This window comes from Haloarcula amylolytica, assembly GCF_049705545.1.
GTDB lineage: Archaea > Halobacteriota > Halobacteria > Halobacteriales > Haloarculaceae > Haloarcula > Haloarcula amylolytica_B.
The window spans coordinates 2,212,452-2,232,557 of the sequence record NZ_JBNAMU010000001.1 but is presented as its reverse complement, the minus strand read 5'-3'; the positions used below and the strand labels follow the sequence as shown (position 1 = coordinate 2,232,557).

The window sequence follows — 20,106 nt, the reverse complement described above, 5'->3', positions numbered from 1 at the left end:
CTGCGGTCTTAGTCCTCGCCGCGAACGAACGTGACCGGACACGGCGCGTTCAGCATGACTTCCTGTGCTGTGGAGCCGAAGACGGCCTTCCCGGTCGGCGAGCGCTTGCGGCCGCCGACGACGACGAGGTCCGACTGCGTGGACTCAGCCAGGTCGACGATTTGCTCGCCGTGGTTGCCCACAGCACCGCGGACTTCCGTCGTCAGGCCAGCATCGTTGAACCGCGAGACGAGTTCCCGGACGGTTGTGTGGCGGTCGGCAACCTCGTTCGGGTCGGCCTCGCCGGTCGATTCGAATTCGAGTCTGTCGACGACGCCGTCGTACTGGTCGTCAGTGAAGACGTGTGCAACGACGACCGTCGCGCCGGCCGGGCTCGCGATATCGAGAACAGCGTTCGCGAGTTCGTCGATTCGGTCGGCATCGTTTGGGCCAACTGCAAGAAGAACAGTTTCGAGTGCCATATCGGCTACTCCAAGGGAAGACGCCTAAATCCTTCGATAGGTACTACCTTTGTTGTAACTTGTTCTCACAACGCCTCAGCCGGTGTTTTTCATCCCGGCCGCGATACCTTGGACGGTCAGCCGCAGGGTCCGGCGCTCGGTTTCGGTTCGGTGGGACTGTTTGAGCAGGCGGACCTGCAACAGGTTCAGCGGATCGACGTACGGGTTCCGGCGCTCTAGGTTCTCCTGCAGCCACTCGCGCGAGAGCAGGCCGTCCTGTCCGGTGATTTCGAGGACCTTCTCGACGGTTTCCTCGTACTCCTCGACGATGCGCGGGAAGATGCGCTCGCGGAGTTCGGGGTCGGCGAGGTCGGCGTACTCCTCGGCGATTTCGAGGTCGGTGCGGGCCAGCGCCAGCGACGCGTTGTCGAGTTTCGTCCGGAAGAAGGGCCAGTTCTCGTACATCTCCTGTAAGGTCTCCATGTCGCCGCCGTTTTCGAGGTAGGCGTCCAGTCCGGTCGAGATGGAGTACCAGCCGGGGATGATACAGCGGGCCTGCGTCCAGGAGAACACCCACGGGATGGCTCGGAGGTCCTCGACGCTACGGTCCTCGCTCCGGGAGGCCGGTCGCGAACCCATGTTGAGGTTCTCGATGACGGTGATCGGCGTCGCCTGGTCGAAGAAATCGACGAAGCCGTCGGTCTCGAGCAGGTCCTGATACTCGGTGCGGGCGGCGTCGGCCGCCGTCTCCATCGCCTCCTCCCACTCGTCGGGAATCTCCTCGACCGGCTCCTCGATGGCGTTCTTGCGCGCCCGGATCTGGGCGTTGAGCATCTGTTCGAGGTTTCGCTCGGCGATGTCGTGGTTGGCGTACTTCTCGGCGATGGCCTCGCCCTGCTCGGTGAACTTGATCTGGCCGGTCACCGTCTCGTTCGGCAGGGCCAGCATGGCGTCGTTCATCGGGCCGCCGCCGCGGGAGATAGAGCCGCCGCGGCCGTGGAACAGGCGCATCTCCACGTCGTAGTCGTCGGTGATGTCCGCCAGTCGCTTCTGGTTGTTGTACAGCGACCAGTTGGCGGCGAGGAAGCCGTTCTCCTTGTTCGAGTCGGAATAGCCCAGCATGATCTCCTGGATGTTGTCCCGGGCCTCAAGAGCCTGGGAGTAGGCTTCGTTCTCGAACAGGGTGCCCATGATGCGGCGGGCGCCGGAGAGCGCGTACTCCGATTCCAGCAGCGGTACCACGTCGAACCCGCAGTAACCGGGCAGGTCGACGATGTCGACCTGGTCGGCGAGAAACAGGACCTCAAGGGCGTGGCTTGGCTCCTCACACCAGGAGATGGCGTAGGTGTCGATGGCGTCGATGCCGAACTCGTTTTGCCAGTCGGCGGCCGCGAGGAAGCGCTCGAGGACACGGGTGGCGTCCTCCGAGAGACCCTCGGTGTCTTCCATGTCGATGACAGGGTTGTCCTGGAGGATGGCCTCGGTCAGGAACTCGACGCGCTCGTCTTCGTCCATCGCCGCGTAGTCGATGCCCTGCCGGTCGACGGCCTCGGCGATGGCGTCGGTGTGCATCTTCCGGTGGTCGCGAAGGTCGAGGCTGGCGAGGTTGAAGCCGAACGTCTCGACCTTGCGGATCAGCGGGTCGACGTGGGCCTCGGCGATTACCTCGGCGTCGTTCTCTCGGAGACTGTCGGCGATGACACGGAGGTCGGTCAGTAGTTCCTCCTCGTTCTCGTAGCCGCCCTGGCGGACGTCGCTGACCCGGATGACGGATTCACGCATCAGCCGGAGCTTCTGGCGGTAGGGTTCGTCCGGATACCGCTCCTCGGCCTCCGTGGCGATGCCGGGCAGCCTGGACTTGTGACGGTCCAGTCGTTCGTTGAACACCGCATCGGTCGCGATGTTGGAGGCGTCCTGGCTCAGCACGCCGGAAAGCTCCTTGAGTTTGTTGCGGTACAGCGGGAGCACCGTCTCGCGCTGGCGCTCCAGCGTCTCCTCAGTCACCTCGGTGGTGACGAACGGGTTGCCGTCGCGGTCGGAGCCGGCCCACGAGCGGAACTCGTAGAGGGTGTCGATATCGATGTCCTCGTCGTACACGTCTTCGATGGTGTGTTCGAGTTCGTCGTACACCTCGTCGATGACGTCGAACAGGACGTTTTCGAGGTACCACTGGACGTTCAACGCCTCGTCGGTGACCTCCGGCCGGCGGTCCCGGACCTGCGGGGTCTGCCAGAGGCTCGTCACTTCGGCATCGAGGTTGCGCTCGATGTGCTTCTGTTCGCGGTCGGTGAGCCGCCGTTCGTCGAGTCGTTCGATGTCACGGGCGACCGACCGGAGCTTCGCCTTCACCGTCTTCCGGCGGGCTTCGGTGGGGTGGGCCGTGAACGTCGGCTGGATGAGAACGTCTTCGAGTACCTGCTCGAACTCCTCCGGGTCCGCACCGCGTTCGGCCAGGTCCCGGACGGCTTCCTCGACGCTGTCGGCCAGAACGCCTTCCTGGCTGCCCTCTCGGATTTCGCGGACCCGTTCGCGCTCCTCGGCGAGATTGATAAGTTCGAAATACGTCGTAAACGCGCGTGCGACAATATCCTGTGTCTCCGGGTTCAGTCGGTTCAGCGCCCGGTGGACCTCGTCCCGCGTCTCGGCGTCACCGCGCCGGTAGTCGATACACGAGTTCCGGATCGTTTCCACCGTTTCGAATGCCTCGGTCGAGGTCTGTGCCTCCAGCACTTCGCCCAGGAGCGCACCCAACTCCCGTACGTCCTGGTTTATCTCTCTGGCGTGCAAAGTCATACCACTTCATCCAAAACCGAGCCCTAAAACACTATTGAAACGGTGTATCAGGGATAGACGTTCGTGAAGAACCCGATTGCAGAAGATAGCTATCATTAATCGTGGGGTTCTTTACCGTATCACACGAAAGTCACAGGATACAGTGGACTGCCAATGATAGATATCGCCCTGGACATGGAGCAGTACGACTGCCCCTTCATCGACACGACGGCAGACCACGATGTCGCCTTTGCAGCGGTACACTGGGACTTCGACCAGCGTGCGCGGGAGCTTGAGACGCGGATGGTCGTCGAAGCCGAGGACGCGGGGGTACTCGATGCGGGGCTGGACCGGTTGCAGGCCCACGAGAACATGAACGACTGTGCGCTGTTGCGCCGCGAGGACAACGCCGCCCACATCCGGACGACCATCGAAGAAACGGCGGCGATGCAGACTATCAGGGACAACGGCGGCTACATCACCGGCCCGTTCCACATCGAGGCCGGAAGCGAGACCTGGCACGTCGGCTTCGACCGCGGCCGGGACGCCGACACGACGCTCTCGGAGCTTGACCGCGACAACGAGTACGACGTGGTCGAACGCACGTCGACGACGCTCCCACAGCTCCAAGACCTCGTGCAGAACGCCGGCGCGGCGATGACGCTCGTGGACGGCTGTCGGGACCTCTCGGACACCGAACGCGAGACGCTGGAGACCGCCGTCTCCGAGGGCTACTTCGAGTCGCCCCGGGACGCGACGCTGGGGTCGCTGGCCGAGGACTTCGGCGTGTCCAAACCCGCCGTCTCGAAGAACCTCCGGCGCGGTGAGCGGAAGATGATCGAGCGCGTCGTCGACGCACTGGACGAGATCGACGACTGATTCTGGCGTGGCTGTCGGCTGACTGTCTCGGAGGTGACACCATCGTCCCGTCAGCCGGCGCGGGAACAAGAGGGCCTATTCTTCAGGCCGCCATCGGCCACCGATACCCTCACGCGGGTAGTCCTGATACGTACCGTCGAGAAACGTCGTGACACGCCCGTCTTCTTCGCTGAGCGTGATGACCCACAGTACTTCCTCGCGTATCGACGTTTCGAGCGCGCTCATGTGTTTGGCACCCATCCAATCAGCGTATTCGAGTTTGTCGAACGTCCGGATGTACTCCCGGGGCGGGCTGCGAACCCGAACCATCTGCTCTTGAATCGTTCCGTCCCCGGTCACGACGACAGCGCCATCCTGGCTGGACGCCACGTCTCGGGCAACCTCGGTGAACGTGTCGGGCGATTCAGTGACGACCTGGCATCGTTCGACCGGCCACCTGTTGTCCCCCATCGGATCGGTGTACTCCCCGAAATTGATCTCGGAAACGATCAGCAAGTACAGACTCGGGCCACTCACGTACTGCTGATTCCACTGGTCGAACTCCATACTCAACGTTTCGGCAGTGTACCTGATCTGGTCCATCAACTCCTGGCTGGTCGCATACCTGCTCAAAACGCGTTCAAGTTCTTCCATGCTGGGACATATCCCGATATGGTGTCGGACTAATTAACTACTGTCTCGGCACGTGCCGTCTCGGCGTATCCCGGACGATACTGGATCTCGCCACAGTCGAGCCAGGTCCTCCCGGGCGGTAGCACTCACGGTAGTCGATAGGCGTAGCTGTCTCACCAGCTACTTCGGCGAATAACGACCGAAACCTATCGTTCACGCTCAGTTCTGTGATCGTTCCGTGGACAACAGTTGCTGCGCTCTGTCCCACCGCGTTAACATGTTAACTCGCCACACTATGTGGCCAGCGAGTCTACGATTATTTGTTATGCAGAATACGGCTACACGGAGGCGCGTTCTCGGCGCGCTCGGTGCCGGTGTTGTCGGGCTCAGCGGCTGTGTCAGTGACGACTCATCCATGACTGAACAGGACGATTCGGACGGCGGCACGACGGACAGTGGCACGAACGGCGAATCGGGCGGCGGTGACTCGACGCAGACAGTCAGCATCGGCGTACTTCAGCCCCGCGCCGGCGACCTGAAGTACTACGGCGACCAGTCGCTGTGGGGGTTCCTCTCCGGGCTGGCGTACAAAGGGGAGACGGAGCCGCCGAAAGACGCCGGAAGCGGCGAGGTAACCATTACCGCCGGCGACACGGAGTACCGCCTGCTAATACGGGACACGGAGTTCTCGGCGGACACGGCCCAGACGGCGGCGACGAACCTCGTCGAGAACGAGAGCGTGGACATGCTCGCGGGCTGTACGTCCTCGGCGGCGGCCAGCCGCGTCGTCACGACGGTCGTCAATCAGGCGCAGGTTCCCATCATGCTCGGACCGGCCGCGTCGGCCGGCATCACGTCCAACTCCGAGACCTGTAGCGACCTCGTCTACCGGGCGAGCGAGAACACCGCGATGGACGCCCGTTCGGGCGGGAAGTACGTCGCCAGAGAGACGGACGTTTCGAGCGTCTACCTGTTCGGCGCGGACTACAGTTTCGGCCGCGCAGTCGTCAACAATTACCGGGACGTGCTGGAAGCCGAGGGCGTCGACATCGTCGGCGAGCGCTTCGTCGAACAGGGGTACGCCGAGTGGGACGGCCTGCTTGACAACGCCGAGGAGGCCGGGGCCGAAGGCGTCGTCGGCGGGTTCACCGTCGCGACGCTCCCGGCAATGTTCAACGCCTTCCTCTCGGGCGACTACTCCTATCGGGTGTTCGGCGGGTTCGCCACCAGAATCACCAACAGCGTCGTCGGCGGGACGATGCAGAGCGTGCTCGGCGAGCCCCTGACGGAAGAGAAGATCAGAAACTCACAGCTCGGCCCGTTCACGACTCGCTACCACTGGAACCAGTACGACAACCCGATCAACGACGCGTTCGTCGAGAGCTACACCAACGCCTACGGCGTCGTCCCGGACCTCTTCACGGCCGGGACGTTCACGGGCGCGTCAGCGATCCACCAGGCCGTCCAGGAGAGCGGGTCGACCGAGGGCGCGGACATCGCCGACGCCCTGAAGGGGATGACCGTCACCGACACGCCGAAAGGCGAGAACGGCTACACCTTCCAGGAGTACAACAACCAGGCACAGTCGGCGATGACCGTCGCGAACCCGATTCCGACGACCGACGAGTGGGCCGACAACTGGGGCGCCGCCATCATGCCCGGCGAACCGCTAGCCCGAATCAGTGCCGACGAGACGACTATCCCACAGGATAGCGACCAGATGGACTGTTCACTGTAGGGATGCTCAGAACACAGGGACTGACAAAGGAGTTCGGCGGGCTCACCGCCGTCGACAGCGTCGACTTCGAACTCGACGCGGAACTGTGCTCGCTCATCGGCCCGAACGGGGCCGGCAAGACGACGTTTTTCAATCTACTGACCGGGAGCCTCACGCCCACCGAGGGGACGGTCGAACTCCGGCGGAACGGAACCTGGGAGGACATCACCGCCGCCTCGCCACACGAGACGGCCAGCAAGGGCATCCACCGGTCCTACCAGGTGACGAACGTCTTCCCCAACAGCACCGTGCTGGAGAACGTCCGGGTCGCCGAACAGGCCCACAGCGACGACGCCACGACGTTCTGGCGCAACGTCGACCACTACGACGAGTTCACCGAGCGCGCCCACGAGATTCTGGACCGGGTGGGGCTCTCCCACCGGGCCGGGGACCTCGCGAGCACGCTGAGCCACGGCGCAAAGCGCAAGCTCGAAGTCGCCATCGCGTTGGCCGGCGACCCCGCGGTGCTCCTGCTTGACGAGCCAAACGCCGGCGTCTCCTCGGAGAGCGTCGACGAGATCCGGAACCTCATTGAAGCAGTGGCGGAGGACTACCCCGTCCTGCTGGTCGAGCACAACATGGACATCGTGATGGGGGTCTCCGACCGCGTCGTCGTCCTCCATCAGGGGGCTGTCATCGCCGACGGCCCACCGGCGGACGTGCGGGCCAACCCCGACGTGCAGTCGGCGTATCTCGGCGGCTACGAACCGGGCAGTCTGGACGACGACACGACAGCAGCTGGGTCGGAACGCGATTCCGGGGAGGGGACCGCATGAGCTTGCTCGAACTCGCCGGCGTCCACACCTACTACGGCGACAGCCACATCCTCGAAGGCGTCGACCTCTCCGTCGAGGAGGGGGAGGTGGTCGCGCTGGCCGGCCGAAACGGCGTCGGCAAGACGACGACGCTCCGAACGATTCTGCAGCTGACGCCGCCCCGCGAGGGGTCGATCACGTTCCGGGACGAGTCGCTGGTCGGCCTGGAGACACACGAGGTCGCCGAGCGCGGGTTGGGCTGGATTCCGGAGGACCGTCGGATGTTCAGCCAACTCAGTGTCGAGGAGAACCTTCGGGCGGCGATACCGGACCCGGACGACGTGAGCGACGGCCTCCGACTGGCCTTCGACTCGTTCCCCATCCTCGAAGAGCGGCGGGGCCAGGACGCCGGCACGCTGTCGGGCGGGCAACAGCAGATGCTCGCCATCGCTCGCGGGCTGGTCGGCGACAACGACCTGCTGTTGGTCGACGAGCCGAGTGAAGGGCTGGCCCCGCAAATCGTCGCCGACGTGGCCGAGGCGCTGTCGAAGGCAAGCGAGGACGTGACGATGCTGCTGGTCGAGCAGAACCTCCCGCTGGCGCTCGATCTGGCCGACCGGTTCTACATCCTCGACAAGGGCCGCGTCGTCGACGACGGCGAGACGGCGGCGGTGACGGCCGACGACGAACGATTCAGGAGGTATCTCTCGGCATGATCGTCGAAGCGCTCGCGGAGTTTCTGACGCTCGGCGAACTCGGCGGCGTCGTCGTCAACGGGCTCGCCAAGTCGGCGCTGTACGTGATGATTGCAAGCGGCCTCACGCTCATTTTCGGCCTCATGGGCGTGTTGAACTTCGCCCACGGGTCGCTGACGATGGTCGGGGCCTACCTTGGGGGCCTCTTGATGGTGGTGACGGTCACCGGCGGGACAGCGCCGCTGACCCGCCTCGGTCTGTTCTTCGTCGCCATCGTCGTCGTCTTCGCGCTGCTGACGGTGCTTGGCGGGGCCATCGAGACGACCATCATCCGGCCGCTGTACGACCGGCCGCCGATATACCAGATCTTGCTGACGTTCGGCCTGACGCTCGTCATCGAGGAGGTCGTCCGCATCGTGCTGGGTATCTACGATCTCCAGCCGCTGTCGGACTGGCAGGCCGCGCTGGCGACCAAGCCCCAGTTCCTCCGGGAGCCGGTCGCGCTCGGCCCCGTCAGCGCCGGGTGGCTGTCGCTGTTCCAGATACTCCTGGGCACTATTACCGTCGTCGGCATCTGGGCGTTTCTCACGAAGACCCGCTACGGCCTGTACATCCGGGCCGGCAGCGAGGACACCGAGATGGCGTCGGCGCTCGGCATCGACGTTCGACAGGTGTTCACCGTCGTGTTCGCGCTGGGTATCGGCCTGGCCGGTGCGGCCGGCACGCTGTTGATGTGGGACCCGACGTGGGGCGCGAGCGTCCCGCTGGCGGCCGAGACGCTGCTGCCGGCGTTCATCGTCGTCATCGTCGGCGGCCTCGGGACGTTCCGCGGCACCGTGGTGGCCGCCCTCGTGGTGGGGATGGCCGATGCGGTGACGACCTGGTGGTTCCAGAACGTCATCGAGTTCACCGGTCTGCCGGAACTCGTCCTGTTTCTGGTCCTCGTGGTGACGCTCATCGTCCGCCCGCAAGGGCTGTTCGGCGTCGAGGAGGTGGGGGGCCATTAGCGCCGAAACCGAGGCCGACGCCGAGGCGGCGTCCGAGCCACCGGCGACGACCGTCGAGACGGAATGGCCACGGGAGTACCTGCGGGACCACACCGCCCACATCGTCATCATCGCCCTGCTGGCGCTGTACCCGCCGGTGTACCACACGCTGTTGAACTCGGCGGTGAGCGCGGAGACGCAGATGCTCCTGCCGACGGTAGAGACGATGGTCGGCGTGCTGTACTTCGGCCTCTTTGCCATCTCGTTTGACTTCATCAGCGGCTACACCGGCTACCTCTCCTTCGGCCACGCGGTGTTCTACGGCACCGGCGCGTACACGGTCATCCTCATCGCCAACGGGAAGGTCCCGCTGCTCGGCCCCGGGACGCCGTTCATGCTGTCGCTCGTTGTCGGCGGGCTCATCGCCATCGCGCTGGCGATACTGGTCGGGCTCGTGTCGTTCCGGCTGTCGGGCGTCTACTTCGCGATGATCACGCTCGGCTTCGCGCAGGTGTTCTACGTGTTCGTCCGCGGCTGGGACTACGTGGCGACCAACCCACGGGACGGACCGGCGGTCGGGCCGAGCCACGCCGAGGGGTTCCAGATCGGGGTTCCCGGTATCGACCAGCTATCGCTGTCTATCGGCGTTCTCACTGGCGACGAGGTGGCCCTGCTCGGGTCGACGCTGTCCGGGACGGAAGTGTCCTACTACATGATCGGGCTGGTCGTCCTCGCGTGCTACTTCGCCATGCAGCGCGTCATCCACTCCCCGTTCGGAAGAGTGATGGTCGCCATCCGGGAAAACGAGGAGCGCGCCGTCGCAATCGGCTACAACACGTATCTGTACAAGCTTGGGGCCTTCGCCATCAGCGGCTTCTTCGCCGCCGTCGCCGGCGGACTGTTCGCCGGCTTCAAGCGCTCGGCCAGCCCGGAGAACTCCTTTTACTTCCTGGTGACCGGCGACGCCCTGCTTGCGAGCATTATCGGCGGCTTCGGCACGCTCGCCGGGTCGCTGTACGGCCATCTGTTCGACGAAACAGTGAGAGAGTTCCTCTCGAAGGCCGGACAGGGTGGCGGCCTGTTGCCCTATCTCCGCGCGCTGCTGGGCCAGGAAACGCTGGACGCGACGCTGGTCGGAGACACGACCATCGGCGGCCTCATCGACCTGCTGTTGAACGGCCACGCGAGCCTCTACGTCGGGCTCGTGTTCGTGCTGTTCGTGCTCTACGTCCCCGACGGACTGCTCGGGACGCTGCGAGCGCGCATCGGTGGAACGTTCGCCGAGGCGCTGCCGGAGAAGCTCTGGGGTGATTCGGAATGATCAACACAGTGCAGCCGACCGTCGAACCGTCTGAGCAACCGAAAACGGAGCCGGTAACGCAATGAGCCAGAAACCGGACCACTTGAAGGATATCCAACCAGAAACGGTCAGTATGCAATACGCGACCCACGACGGCGTCTCGCTCGCCTACGAGCGCGAGGGGCCGCAAGACGCCGAGACTGTGGTCTTCGTCGAAGGCATCGGCTATGGCCGCTGGATGTGGCTGTGGCAACAGGAAGCCCTGGTCGATGAGTACCAGACTATCGTGTGGGACAACCGCGGCACCGGGGACTCCGACGAACCCGACGGCCCGTACACGATGAGCCAGATGGCGGGGGATCTGGAAGCCGTACTCGACGACGCCGGCGTCGAGCAGGCCCACGTCGTCGGGGCCAGTATGGGCGGGATGATCGCCCAGCAGTACGCCCTGGAGTACGACCGGGCCGGATCGCTGACGCTCATGTGTACCTCGCCGGGCGGGCCGGAAGCCGAGCCGGTCCCCGAGGAGACCCAGCGGCGGATGTTCGATGTTCCCGACGATCTCGATGAGCGCGAACTCCGGCGGTACAAGATGCAGCCGGCGCTCTCGAACCAGTTCATGGACGCCCACGAGGACCTCATCGAGCGCATCATCGACTGGCGCATCGACAGCGACGCCAGCGACCGGGCACTGGAATGGCAAGGCGCGGCGGTCCAGGCGTTCGACGCGTCGGACCGCCTCCACGAACTCACGGAGCCGTGCCTGGTCATCCACGGGACCGTTGACAAGGTCGTCCCCTACGAGAACGGGGAACTGCTGGCTCGGGGCTTACCCAACGCCGACTTCATCACCGTCCACGGCGGCCCGCACCTGCTGTTCATCGAGGAGTACGAGCGCGTCAACACACAGATTCGGGAGTTCATCGACGATGTCTGAAACCGGCCCCGGTACCCCACAGGAGTGGGTCGGTGCCTGGAGCGAGCGCCGGGCCGCGCTCACGCCGGACCGCGAGGGGCTGGTGGACGCGACAACCGGCAAGCGGTTCACCTACGCCGAACTCGACCGGCGAGCGAACCGGACCGCTCGCCTGCTCCGGCAGTACGGGGTCGGCGATGAATCGAGTATCGCCGTCGTCTCGCGGAACCGCCCCGCCGTCGTCGACCTGTTCTTCGCCACCGGCAAGACCGGGAGCCGACTCGCCCCGCTGTCCCATCGGCTCGCGCCCCCTGAACTCGCCGAACTCCTCGACCGCGTGGACCCCGAAATCCTCGCCGTCGAGTCCCCCTTCGCAGAGACTGTCTCGACCGCCCTGGAGACAGCCAACGCGACGGCCCCCGAAATCATCCAGCTCGAAACCACCGACGGCGCGTCCTCGGATTCCACGCTCGACAGCACGCCCTACGCTTCGGCCCTCCCCGAGGACGACGCACCCGTCGAGACGGCGACCCCGGCCCCCGGCGACACGCACCTCCTCCTCCACACCGGTGGGTCGACGGGGACGCCGAAAGAGACGAAAATCACCCACCGCGGTATCGTCTGGAACTCACTGAACACGATCACGGCCTGGGGTCTGCGGGCCGACGACGTGACGCCGATGGTGTTCCCGATGTTCCACACCGGCGGCTGGAACGTCCTCACGGTCCCGCTGTGGCACATGGGCGGGACGGTCGTCATCGCCCGCGAGTTCGATCCCGGCGACGTGCTGGAGACCATCGACGCCGAGGGCGGGACGGTCCTCGTCGCCGTCCCCGCAGTGTTACGGATGATGACCCAGCACGACCGCTGGGCGGAGACGGACCTCTCGACGCTGCGCTTTGCCAAGTCCGGCGGCGGCCCCTGCCGCAAGAGCGTGATGGAGACGTGGTGGGACCGCGATGTCGACCTCTCACAGGGCTATGGCCTCACCGAGTGCGGCCCGAACAACTTCGCGATGCCCGAGGGCTGGCCCCGCGAGAAGGCCGATTCCGTCGGCAAGCCGGTGCTGCACGTCGACGCCAGAGTCGTCGAACCCGAATCCGAGGACGACGGCGACGGCCCCGCCGGTCTGCGGGAGACGGTCGATCCCGATACTGTCGGCGAACTCCAGTTGCGCTCGCCCCACGCCGCGACGGGCTACCTCGACAACCCCGAGGCCACCGCTGAGACGTTCGGCGACGGCTGGGTGTCGACCGGCGACCTCGCCCGCGTCGACGCGGACGGCTACTACTACATCGAGGGGCGCACCAAGCACATGTTCGTCAGCGGCGGCGAGAACGTCTACCCCGCGGAGGTCGAGGACGCCATCGCCGACCACCCCTCGGTCGGCGAAGTCGTGGTGATTCCGGTCCCAGATGACACGTGGGGACAGGTCGGGAAGGCCGTCATCGAACCCGCGTCCGGTGTCACGAAAGACGAGAATGGCGACCGGCCGTTGAATCTCGACGACCTACGGGCCTTCCTCGACGACCGCCTGGCCCGGTACAAACACCCCCGCGAAATCGCGTTTGTCGAGGCGATGCCGACCAGCGGCCCGGACAAGATCGACCGGGGTGCGATATCGGATCGGTTCGGGGCGTAATCGGTCAATCCAGGCGTATCTTCAAGAGGGCGGGCGCAGTCCTATTCACACAATACTATTGACATGAATGGGCCAGCAGATTCGATACACGTCTTACAGGTAGACGACGCCCCGGTACTCGACGGGACTGCCGAGGTCCCGGACGGGCAGGAGTCGGACCCGCTCACAGTAACCACGACCGACCGGGCCGATAGTGCGCTCGAACGCCTCGAAGCGGACGCTATCGACGGCATTGTCACCGCGGACGACCTCCCCGACCGGTCCGGCTGTGCGTTCGTCGACGCGGTTCGCGAGCGGGACAGCGATATTCCGATTCTGCTGCTGACCGATTCAGCATCCGTCGCCAGCGACGCAGTCTCGAACGGTGCCACCGATGTTTTCAGAAAAGACACATACGCCGGACACAGCGATCTCCTCGTGAACCGGATTCGGCTGCTCGTCGAGCACTACCAGTCGACCCAAACCGCTGTCCGGACCAGACAGCAGCTCACGGAACTGGCGGAGCAGTCCGACGAACTGCTGTGGGTGTTCTCCGGGGACTGGTCCGAGATACAGTTCGTTAACTCGGCGTACGAAACGCTTTACGGGCGTTCTGCCGAGTCGTTGCAAGCCAACCCCGCGGAGTTCATGACGGCGATCCACCCGGACGATCAGGACAGTGTCATCCAGGCGATGCAGCGCGCCTCGGCGGGTGAATCCGTCGATCTCGAATTTCGCATCACCCGTTCCGACGGCGAACAGCGCTGGATGCGGGCCAAGGCGAAACCGGTCGTCGAGGACGGGACAGTCACCAGAATCGTCGGTGCCTCACGCGATATCACCGAGCGGAAGCGCCGCGAATCGCGACTCGACGCCCGCCGGTCTGACGCATCCGCATCGATGGCAGATGCAATACCGGACATTTTCTACGTGCTCGACGAAGACGGCGACCTCGCCCGCTGGAACGACGCGATGCCGGCCGTCACCGGATATACAGACACTGAACTGGCGTCGATGGCGCTGGCTGAGCTTTTCGTTTCATCGGACCGCGAAACCGTTCGAGAACGCACCGAAGCAGCTTTCGAGACTGGCGAAGCATATTTCAAAGCCGACCTGCTGACCGCCGACGGATCGACGCTCCCGTACGAGTTCACGGGCGGCCGGATTGAAGCGGCTGATGGCTCGACTCGCGGCGTGGCCGGTATCGGGCGGGACATCTCTGACCGCGACGGCCGCCAACAGGCCCTTGAACGCCAGAACGAGCGGCTCGAAGAGTTCGCGAGTGTCGTCAGTCACGACCTCCGAAACCCGCTTGACGTCGCTCGTGGCCAGCTCGAACTCGCGCGAGCGGCGCACGACAGCGAGCATCTCGACGGGGTCAAGCGAGCCCACGACCGCATCGGCCAACTCATTGAAGATCTCCTGACGCTGGCCCGGAACGGCGAGGAAGCGCTCGACATCGAACCGGTGCCGCTGCAGACCGTCGTCGAACAGTGCTGGCAAACGGTCGAGACCGGCGATGCGACGCTGGAGCTACAGACCTCGGCCGTGGTCCGGGCGGACCCGAGCCGGCTCCGGCAACTGTTTGAGAACCTCATCCGCAACAGCGTGGAACATGGTTGCACGAGCGGTCGGATGGAGTCCGGCGACAGCGTAGAACACGGCTCGACTCCGAGCTCCGAGAAACAGGAGAACGCCGGGGAACAGCGTGCGATGCCCTCGCTGTCACACTCCCAGGGCGGGGCCGCCGACCTGACGCTAACCGTCGGCGAACTGGATGACGGCTTCTATATTGCGGACGATGGCGTCGGAATTCCGGTCGACGAGCGTGAGGACGTGTTCGAGGGCGGCTACTCGCTGGCTTCGGGCCCCGGGTTCGGCCTCCGAATCGTCGATGAGATCGCCGACACCCACGGCTGGTCGGTAGCGGTTACAGAAAGTGACGCCGGCGGGGCTCGCTTCGAGATCACCGGCGTCGCATTCGATGCGGCGTAACTGCGTCGCCGTGATACCGGGTGACCACCACGTCACCCGGTGCCGCCCCAGCCAACACCAAAGAGTAGACGAACCTTACGCTTCGTCGAAGACGGTGTCGCCCTCGACGACGTGCTCTTCGACAGCGTCGAGGTCGAGCGTGAGCCCGAGTCCGGGCTCTTCCGGAATCTCGATGTACCCGTCCTCGATGACGGTCTCCTCGACTAAGTCCTCCCACCAGCCGAGTTCGTAGGAGTGGTACTCGACGGCCAGGGAGTTCGGGACAGACGCCCCGACGTGGGCGCTCGCCATCGTCGCAATCGGCGAGGAAACGTTGTGCATTGCGACCGGGATGTAGTACTGGTTCGCCACGTCGGCGACCTTGCGCGTCTCGCGCATCCCACCGACCTTCGGCATGTCCGGCGCGATCATGTCGACAGCCTGGTTCTCGATGAGCCGTCGCTCCTCGGTGACGCGGTAGCGGTTCTCACCGACGGTGATGGGCGTGGTCGTGGACTTGGTGACTTCCTCCTGCACTTCGAGGTTCTCCGGCGGGACGGGGTCCTCCAGCCACCAGACGTCGTATTCCTCGATGGCGTCGGCGAGGCGCTTGCCGGAACTGCCCGAGAACGTCCAGTGACAGTCGAAGGCCACGTCGGCCTCGTCTTTGACTTCCTCGGTGACCTTCTCGACGATCTCGGCCTTGTGGCGGATTTCGCCCGGACGGAGGTGGCGGTTCGCGCGGTCCTTCTCCAGGCCGCTCGGCACGTCGAGGTCGAACTTCAGGGCGTCGTAGCCCAGTTCGTCGACGACGCGGCGCGCTTCCTCGGCACAGGCGTCGGCGTCGGCCTCTTCCTCGGTGTGGCAGTCACAGTACACGCGCATCTCGTCGCGGTACTTGCCACCCAGAAGCTGGTACGCGGGCACTTCGAGAATCTTGCCCGCGAGGTCGTGCAGCGCGACCTCGATGCCGGCGATGGCCGTGACGGTCACACCCTCGACGCTGCCCTCGCCGCTCATCTTCTGTATGAGGTGCTCGTAGAGGCGGTCGATGTCCAGCGGATTCTCGCCGACGACGAACGGCTTCATCCGCTCGATGAGTTCCGGGACGCCCGCGCCCCAGTAGGCCTCGCCCGTGCCGACGATGCCCGCGTCGGTGTAGATTCGGACGAGCGTCCACGGGAAGTTTCCGTCGACCATCGTCGTCTGAATGTCGGTGATCTCCACGTCGCGGCCGCCACCGCGCTTGGCGGTGACCCCCATCGTCTCCGCGGAGAGCTCCCGCATCGTGTACTCTGCGTTCGGGTCGTGCAGGTCAGCGTAGTCTACGTCGTTTGCCTTTCCCATACCCCCGCTTGCTATCGGCGTCACAAAAGTGTAGAGGGAATGGTCTCTCATGATCGACCGTGTTTGATACCGGCAGCTTGCGCCCAGGACGTCTCCTGAGCCGCTACATCCCGCCCGTGTCCTGGGCGACAATCAGGTCGAAGGGCGTGTCGGCCGGCTCGTCGTCCGGCGAGAGATAGCCCGCAGCGAAGGCCGTGTACACCTGGTCCCCTTCGAGGCTCACGTCGAAGTCGGCCACCACGTCGCCGTCGTTGCTCTCCGTGTCGCCCCGGATCTGAACCGTGTAGTCGCTGGCCGGCACTTCGACGGAACCCGATTCCGTGTAGGCCACGCCGTCGAACAGCGCGTCACCGGTCGACTCGACCGTCACGTCGACGGCCGGCGCGTCGGGCGAGACGTGCACCGCGCGGAGTCGCGCGGTGTCAGCGCCCGGTGCTGCGTTGTCGTCTGCCAGCACGAGCGGCTCGAAAGCTTCGTCCGCTTCGTCACCGATTTCACCGGCGGCTGCGACGGTGTACGCCTGCCCGCTCTCGACGGACACATCGCCCTCGAACACCGACGTGTCCGGGTCGCCGGCGGCAGTGATTTCGACCGTTCGAGCGCCAGCGGGGACGTCCAGATAGTCACTGACTGCGCCGAAGGGCACGTCTTCCAGGGCGGCCGAGCCGTCGACGTACACGTCGACGTTCGGTGCGTTGGGTGACATGTGCGCCACCCGGACGCTCGCCGGCTCGGATTCCGTTTCGGTTTCCGTACTGTCGCCGCCCGTGTCCTGCGTGACGAGCAGGTCGAAGGGGGTGTCTGCCGGTTCGTCGTCCGGTGTGAGGTAGCCCGCCGCGAACGCAGTGTACACTTCCCCGCCGGTCAGACTCACGTCGAACTCCGCCGCGACGTCGCCGTCGTTGCCCTCCGTGTCGCCGCGGACCTGCAACGTGTAGTCTCCGGCGGGCACTTCGACGTAGCCGGAGCCGCCGTACTCGACGCCGTCGTACAGCGCGTCCCCGTTCGACGCGAGTGTCACGTCAACGGCCGGCGCGTCGGGCGAGGCGTGGACCAGGCGGACGCGTGCGGTGTCGCCGCCGGGGTCGCTGTTGTCGTCTTCCAGCACGAGCGGTTCGAACGCCTGGTCGGCGTCGTCCCCGATCTCGCCGATAGCGGCGATGGTGTACTCAGTGTCTGCTTCCACCGGGACGGGTCCCGAAAACACCGACGTGTCCGGGTCGCCAGCGGCGGTGATCTCGACCGACCGCTCGCCCGCGGGCACGTCGAGATACTGGCTCACCGCGCCGAAGGCCACGTCTTCGAGGACTGCATCGCCCTCGACGTAGACATCCACGTTCGGCGCGTTCGGCGACATGTGTGCCACCCGGACCGCCGCCGTTCCCGGGTCGGTCGATTCTTCGGTCTGGGTTTCAGTCTCCGTCTCCATCGGCGTGTCCATCCCGCTGTCCGTCTCGGTGTCGGGCTCTTCGGCACCGCCGCCCCCGTCGCCGCTACAGCCGGCGAGGCCGACTGTCAGGCCGGTTCCGAGACCGAACAAAATCCGTCGTCGCGTCGTGTCTGATGACATCCATCAATTGCTGCGATTGTCAGCCAAATAATACATTTCGTGAGTCTCTCTCAATTCTCTCTCAATTCCGCCTAGAGAGTTTGAAACCGTCGTTATTTCGCGTTCGCCGAAACTGTTTTACCTACCATTCGCAGAACTGTAAGTATGGAAGATAGGTCTGTCACGCCGGATTCGGGGGTGAGTCACGGTCCCGAGCGTGAGCGACGGGCGTTGCGACCCGCGGCCGCCGGTTGCCCCCCTCTCAGTCGCTGACCTCCCCGCGCAGACAGTATGTCGGTGGATTCTTGCCGGCCCGACCGGAAGTGCGACCAGAATGGAGACGGTCCTCTGGCAAACGCTCGCAGGCACCCGCGGAGGACCCAACCGTGCCCGCGTGCTTCGCGCGCTGGCCGACCAGCCGCGAAACGCAAACCAGCTCGCCGATGATCTCGACCTGGCGTACAACACAGTCCGGTACCATCTCGATATCCTCGAAGAGAACGGGGTCATCACCAGCAGCGACGCCGATTACGGCGTTATCTATCTTCCCAGTGAACGAGCGAGGACCCACTGGGACACGGTCGAACAAATCCTCACACAGGTGGACGACTGACATGCCCACGACACAATACCGCCAACGATCGACGGGAGCAAACCAACCACAGGAGCCAACACCATGAGCCTCGTGTTGAACGGAGCCCGCATCGCCGCCGCAGTCAACATCCTGCTGCTGGGTGTCCTTATCACCATCTGGGTACGGACGTACCGCGAAATTCGCGCCCCATTGACGCTGGGCTCTATCGTGTTCGCGTCGTTCCTGCTTGCGGAAAACGCCGTAGCCCTGTACTTCTACTTCACCGCCCCGGCGATGCCTGCGATAGCCGTGCAAGTGATGATGGTCCTCCAGATGCTCGAAACGATTGGTATCGGCGTGCTGACGTACTTCACCTGGAAGTGACTTCGTCGTCGACCTCCTATGCTGCGCACCGGACCTCCTCGTCCGTGGCTCCGTCTGCGACGAGTCGGCTCGCAGGAACGAACGCACAGAGTGGGTACGGCCACTGTTGACGACGCCGAATTTCTATCAGAAGCCGTAGCTTCTTGGCAGACTTATTATGATTACCGAGGGTAGTTACAGCACGATTAAATGCCAGCCGGATACATGGAGGAATCTGGACGCTCGCACACCTAAGCATACAGGTGTCGGCATCTGGTAAAAGTTTTGATGGGACCGCCGAGATTCGAACTCAGGTCCGACGCACCCCATGCGCCGAGGATACCGCTACCCCACGGTCCCGCACTCTGTGAGAGGGGGGTGTTTTAATTAAGGGCTTCGCTTTGGTGACGAGAGTGCCAGCCCGTGACGGGGTTGACGGTGCTGGCGCGTCCTCATCACTCGGCGACCTCTATACCGGGGCTTTCGATGGAGACGTCAGCGAGCGACCAGCCCTCGCTCGCGGATCGTGCGTCGACACCGATAGCATTCTGTTCTGCGGTCACGGAGATAGTCGAATCAGAGACAGTCCACGACGCGTTGGTCTTGACCGCGTGGATTCCCTGTTGGCGGCTTTCAATGGTCGTATTCTGGATGGACCACGCGCCAGTCGTTCGAGCGGCGAACACACCGACATCGCGGGTATTGAGTGTAGCGTCAGTGACCGTCCACGCGCCGCCCGAGAAGGCGGTCACCAGGCCGGTGTCGCTCCGGCGGACCGTCAGGTCGGTCACCGTCCAGTCGCCGTCGCTGTCGATAGCTTTGACGCCGGTATCGCTACGACGGACCTCCGTGTTCTGGACCGTCCAGTCGCCAGTTGTCCCGGAGGCATCGACGCCGTCCGCGCCGGACCGGTCGACGACGACCGCTGCGACCGTCCAGTCGCCGGAAGACCTGCGGACATCGATACCGTCGCCGCCGACATCGACGAAGCGGGTGTCACGGATCGTCCAGTCGCCGCCGGTCGCGCGGGCGAACACGCCACTGTAGGTCGTGCTGGCGACGGCGGCGTCGTCGATGGTCCAGTTCCCAGTCGTGTTCGGTGCGTAGACGCCGACATCGGCAGCGATAACGGTCGTATTAGTGACCGTCCAGTCGCCGCTAGTTCCGTTGGCCACGAGACCGAAGCGGTAGTTCCGCACAGTGAATCCGGTGACGGTCGGTTCGGCGGTGCCGGCCACCGTTACGCCGGTTCCGTTGGTGAACCGCGAACCATCCAGTATCGCCCGGTCAGGTGCGATAAGGGTAATACTCTCGTTGACTCTGACTTCTTCGTAGTAGGTGCCCGGCCGGACTTCGACGGTGTCACCGCTATCTGCGGCGTCCACGGCGGCCTGTATCGACCGGTAGTCGGCACTCCCGTCTTTGTCGACGGTTAGTGTCTCCTGTGCCGTCTGTGTTCCTGCCACGCTCGCCGGTACCACGGCGAGGGTCAGCACTACCGACAGCAAGAGGGCAATTGATCGTGTACGCGTGTCGTCCATACTAG

At 64.5% G+C, this 20,106-nt stretch carries 17 protein-coding genes and 1 tRNA gene; 11 read left to right on the top strand and 7 right to left on the bottom strand.

Translation table 11 applies throughout. The features are described from left to right. Positions 1–8: 8 nt before the first annotated feature. A complete protein-coding gene (locus ACOZ4H_RS11700) occupies positions 9–461 on the bottom strand; it encodes a universal stress protein (protein ID WP_424329440.1) in 453 nt (150 codons plus the stop codon). Between the two features lie 75 nt (positions 462–536). Then, positions 537–3,233: a phosphoenolpyruvate carboxylase gene (gene ppc / locus ACOZ4H_RS11695; protein ID WP_424329439.1), complete on the bottom strand. Its 2,697-nt coding sequence runs from the start codon at positions 3,231–3,233 to the stop codon at positions 537–539. Positions 3,234–3,386: 153 nt separating this feature from the next. Here ppc and ACOZ4H_RS11690 point away from each other — a divergent pair, with 153 nt between their 5' ends. After that, entirely contained in the window at positions 3,387–4,091 is a 705-nt protein-coding gene (locus ACOZ4H_RS11690; protein WP_424329438.1) for a helix-turn-helix domain-containing protein, read from the top strand. A gap of 75 nt (positions 4,092–4,166) precedes the next feature. Here the strand turns inward: ACOZ4H_RS11690 and ACOZ4H_RS11685 are convergent, their stop codons facing one another. Next, the gene (locus ACOZ4H_RS11685; protein WP_424329437.1) at positions 4,167–4,724 is read right to left on the bottom strand and encodes a diadenylate cyclase; all 558 of its coding nucleotides are present in this window, start codon (positions 4,722–4,724) and stop codon (positions 4,167–4,169) included. 304 nt (positions 4,725–5,028) lie between these two features. Between ACOZ4H_RS11685 and ACOZ4H_RS11680 the strand changes: the two genes are divergently transcribed. From ACOZ4H_RS11680 to ACOZ4H_RS11645, 8 genes are all read left to right on the top strand, one after another. Then, a complete protein-coding gene (locus tag ACOZ4H_RS11680) occupies positions 5,029–6,441 on the top strand; it encodes an ABC transporter substrate-binding protein (protein ID WP_424329436.1) in 1,413 nt (470 codons plus the stop codon). 2 nt (positions 6,442–6,443) lie between these two features. Beyond that, complete coding sequence (locus tag ACOZ4H_RS11675) at positions 6,444–7,256, top strand: ABC transporter ATP-binding protein (protein ID WP_424329435.1); 813 nt, start codon at positions 6,444–6,446, stop codon at positions 7,254–7,256. Next, on the top strand, positions 7,253–7,951 hold the full coding sequence (locus ACOZ4H_RS11670; RefSeq protein WP_424329434.1) for an ABC transporter ATP-binding protein: 699 nt from the start codon (positions 7,253–7,255) through the stop codon (positions 7,949–7,951). Before ACOZ4H_RS11675 ends, ACOZ4H_RS11670 begins: the two co-directional genes overlap by 4 nt. Further along, entirely contained in the window at positions 7,948–8,937 is a 990-nt protein-coding gene (locus ACOZ4H_RS11665; RefSeq protein ID WP_424329433.1) for a branched-chain amino acid ABC transporter permease, read from the top strand. Before ACOZ4H_RS11670 ends, ACOZ4H_RS11665 begins: the two co-directional genes overlap by 4 nt. A gap of 136 nt (positions 8,938–9,073) precedes the next feature. Then, on the top strand, positions 9,074–10,237 hold the full coding sequence (locus tag ACOZ4H_RS11660; RefSeq protein ID WP_424329432.1) for a branched-chain amino acid ABC transporter permease: 1,164 nt from the start codon (positions 9,074–9,076) through the stop codon (positions 10,235–10,237). A 61-nt stretch (positions 10,238–10,298) separates the two neighbouring features. Beyond that, positions 10,299–11,153, top strand: a complete 855-nt coding sequence (locus ACOZ4H_RS11655) for an alpha/beta fold hydrolase (RefSeq protein WP_424329431.1) — start codon at positions 10,299–10,301, stop codon at positions 11,151–11,153. Continuing rightward, entirely contained in the window at positions 11,146–12,774 is a 1,629-nt protein-coding gene (locus ACOZ4H_RS11650) for an AMP-binding protein (protein WP_424329430.1), read from the top strand. The genes ACOZ4H_RS11655 and ACOZ4H_RS11650 overlap by 8 nt, the downstream gene beginning before the upstream one ends. A 63-nt stretch (positions 12,775–12,837) precedes the next feature. Continuing rightward, the gene (locus tag ACOZ4H_RS11645; protein WP_424329429.1) at positions 12,838–14,748 is read left to right on the top strand and encodes a PAS domain S-box protein; all 1,911 of its coding nucleotides are present in this window, start codon (positions 12,838–12,840) and stop codon (positions 14,746–14,748) included. A 75-nt stretch (positions 14,749–14,823) separates the two neighbouring features. On the opposite strand, the gene ACOZ4H_RS11640 is transcribed toward ACOZ4H_RS11645, so the two are convergent. Beyond that, complete coding sequence (locus tag ACOZ4H_RS11640) at positions 14,824–16,074, bottom strand: mandelate racemase/muconate lactonizing enzyme family protein (RefSeq protein WP_424329428.1); 1,251 nt, start codon at positions 16,072–16,074, stop codon at positions 14,824–14,826. Positions 16,075–16,177: 103 nt separating this feature from the next. Next, a complete protein-coding gene (locus ACOZ4H_RS11635) occupies positions 16,178–17,644 on the bottom strand; it encodes a DUF4397 domain-containing protein (RefSeq protein ID WP_424329427.1) in 1,467 nt (488 codons plus the stop codon). Positions 17,645–17,957: 313 nt separating this feature from the next. Between ACOZ4H_RS11635 and ACOZ4H_RS11630 the strand changes: the two genes are divergently transcribed. Together ACOZ4H_RS11630 and ACOZ4H_RS11625 are read left to right on the top strand one after the other, a co-directional pair. Further along, on the top strand, positions 17,958–18,236 hold the full coding sequence (locus ACOZ4H_RS11630; RefSeq protein WP_424329426.1) for an ArsR/SmtB family transcription factor: 279 nt from the start codon (positions 17,958–17,960) through the stop codon (positions 18,234–18,236). Positions 18,237–18,299: 63 nt separating this feature from the next. Further along, positions 18,300–18,581, top strand: coding sequence for a hypothetical protein (locus ACOZ4H_RS11625; protein WP_424329425.1), 282 nt, complete (start codon positions 18,300–18,302; stop codon positions 18,579–18,581). 268 nt (positions 18,582–18,849) lie between these two features. Here ACOZ4H_RS11625 and ACOZ4H_RS11620 read toward each other — a convergent pair. Beyond that, a tRNA-Pro gene (locus ACOZ4H_RS11620) sits at positions 18,850–18,920 on the bottom strand. A 95-nt stretch (positions 18,921–19,015) separates the two neighbouring features. Further along, positions 19,016–20,101: a right-handed parallel beta-helix repeat-containing protein gene (locus tag ACOZ4H_RS11615; protein ID WP_424329424.1), complete on the bottom strand. Its 1,086-nt coding sequence runs from the start codon at positions 20,099–20,101 to the stop codon at positions 19,016–19,018. Positions 20,102–20,106 lie beyond the last annotated feature (5 nt).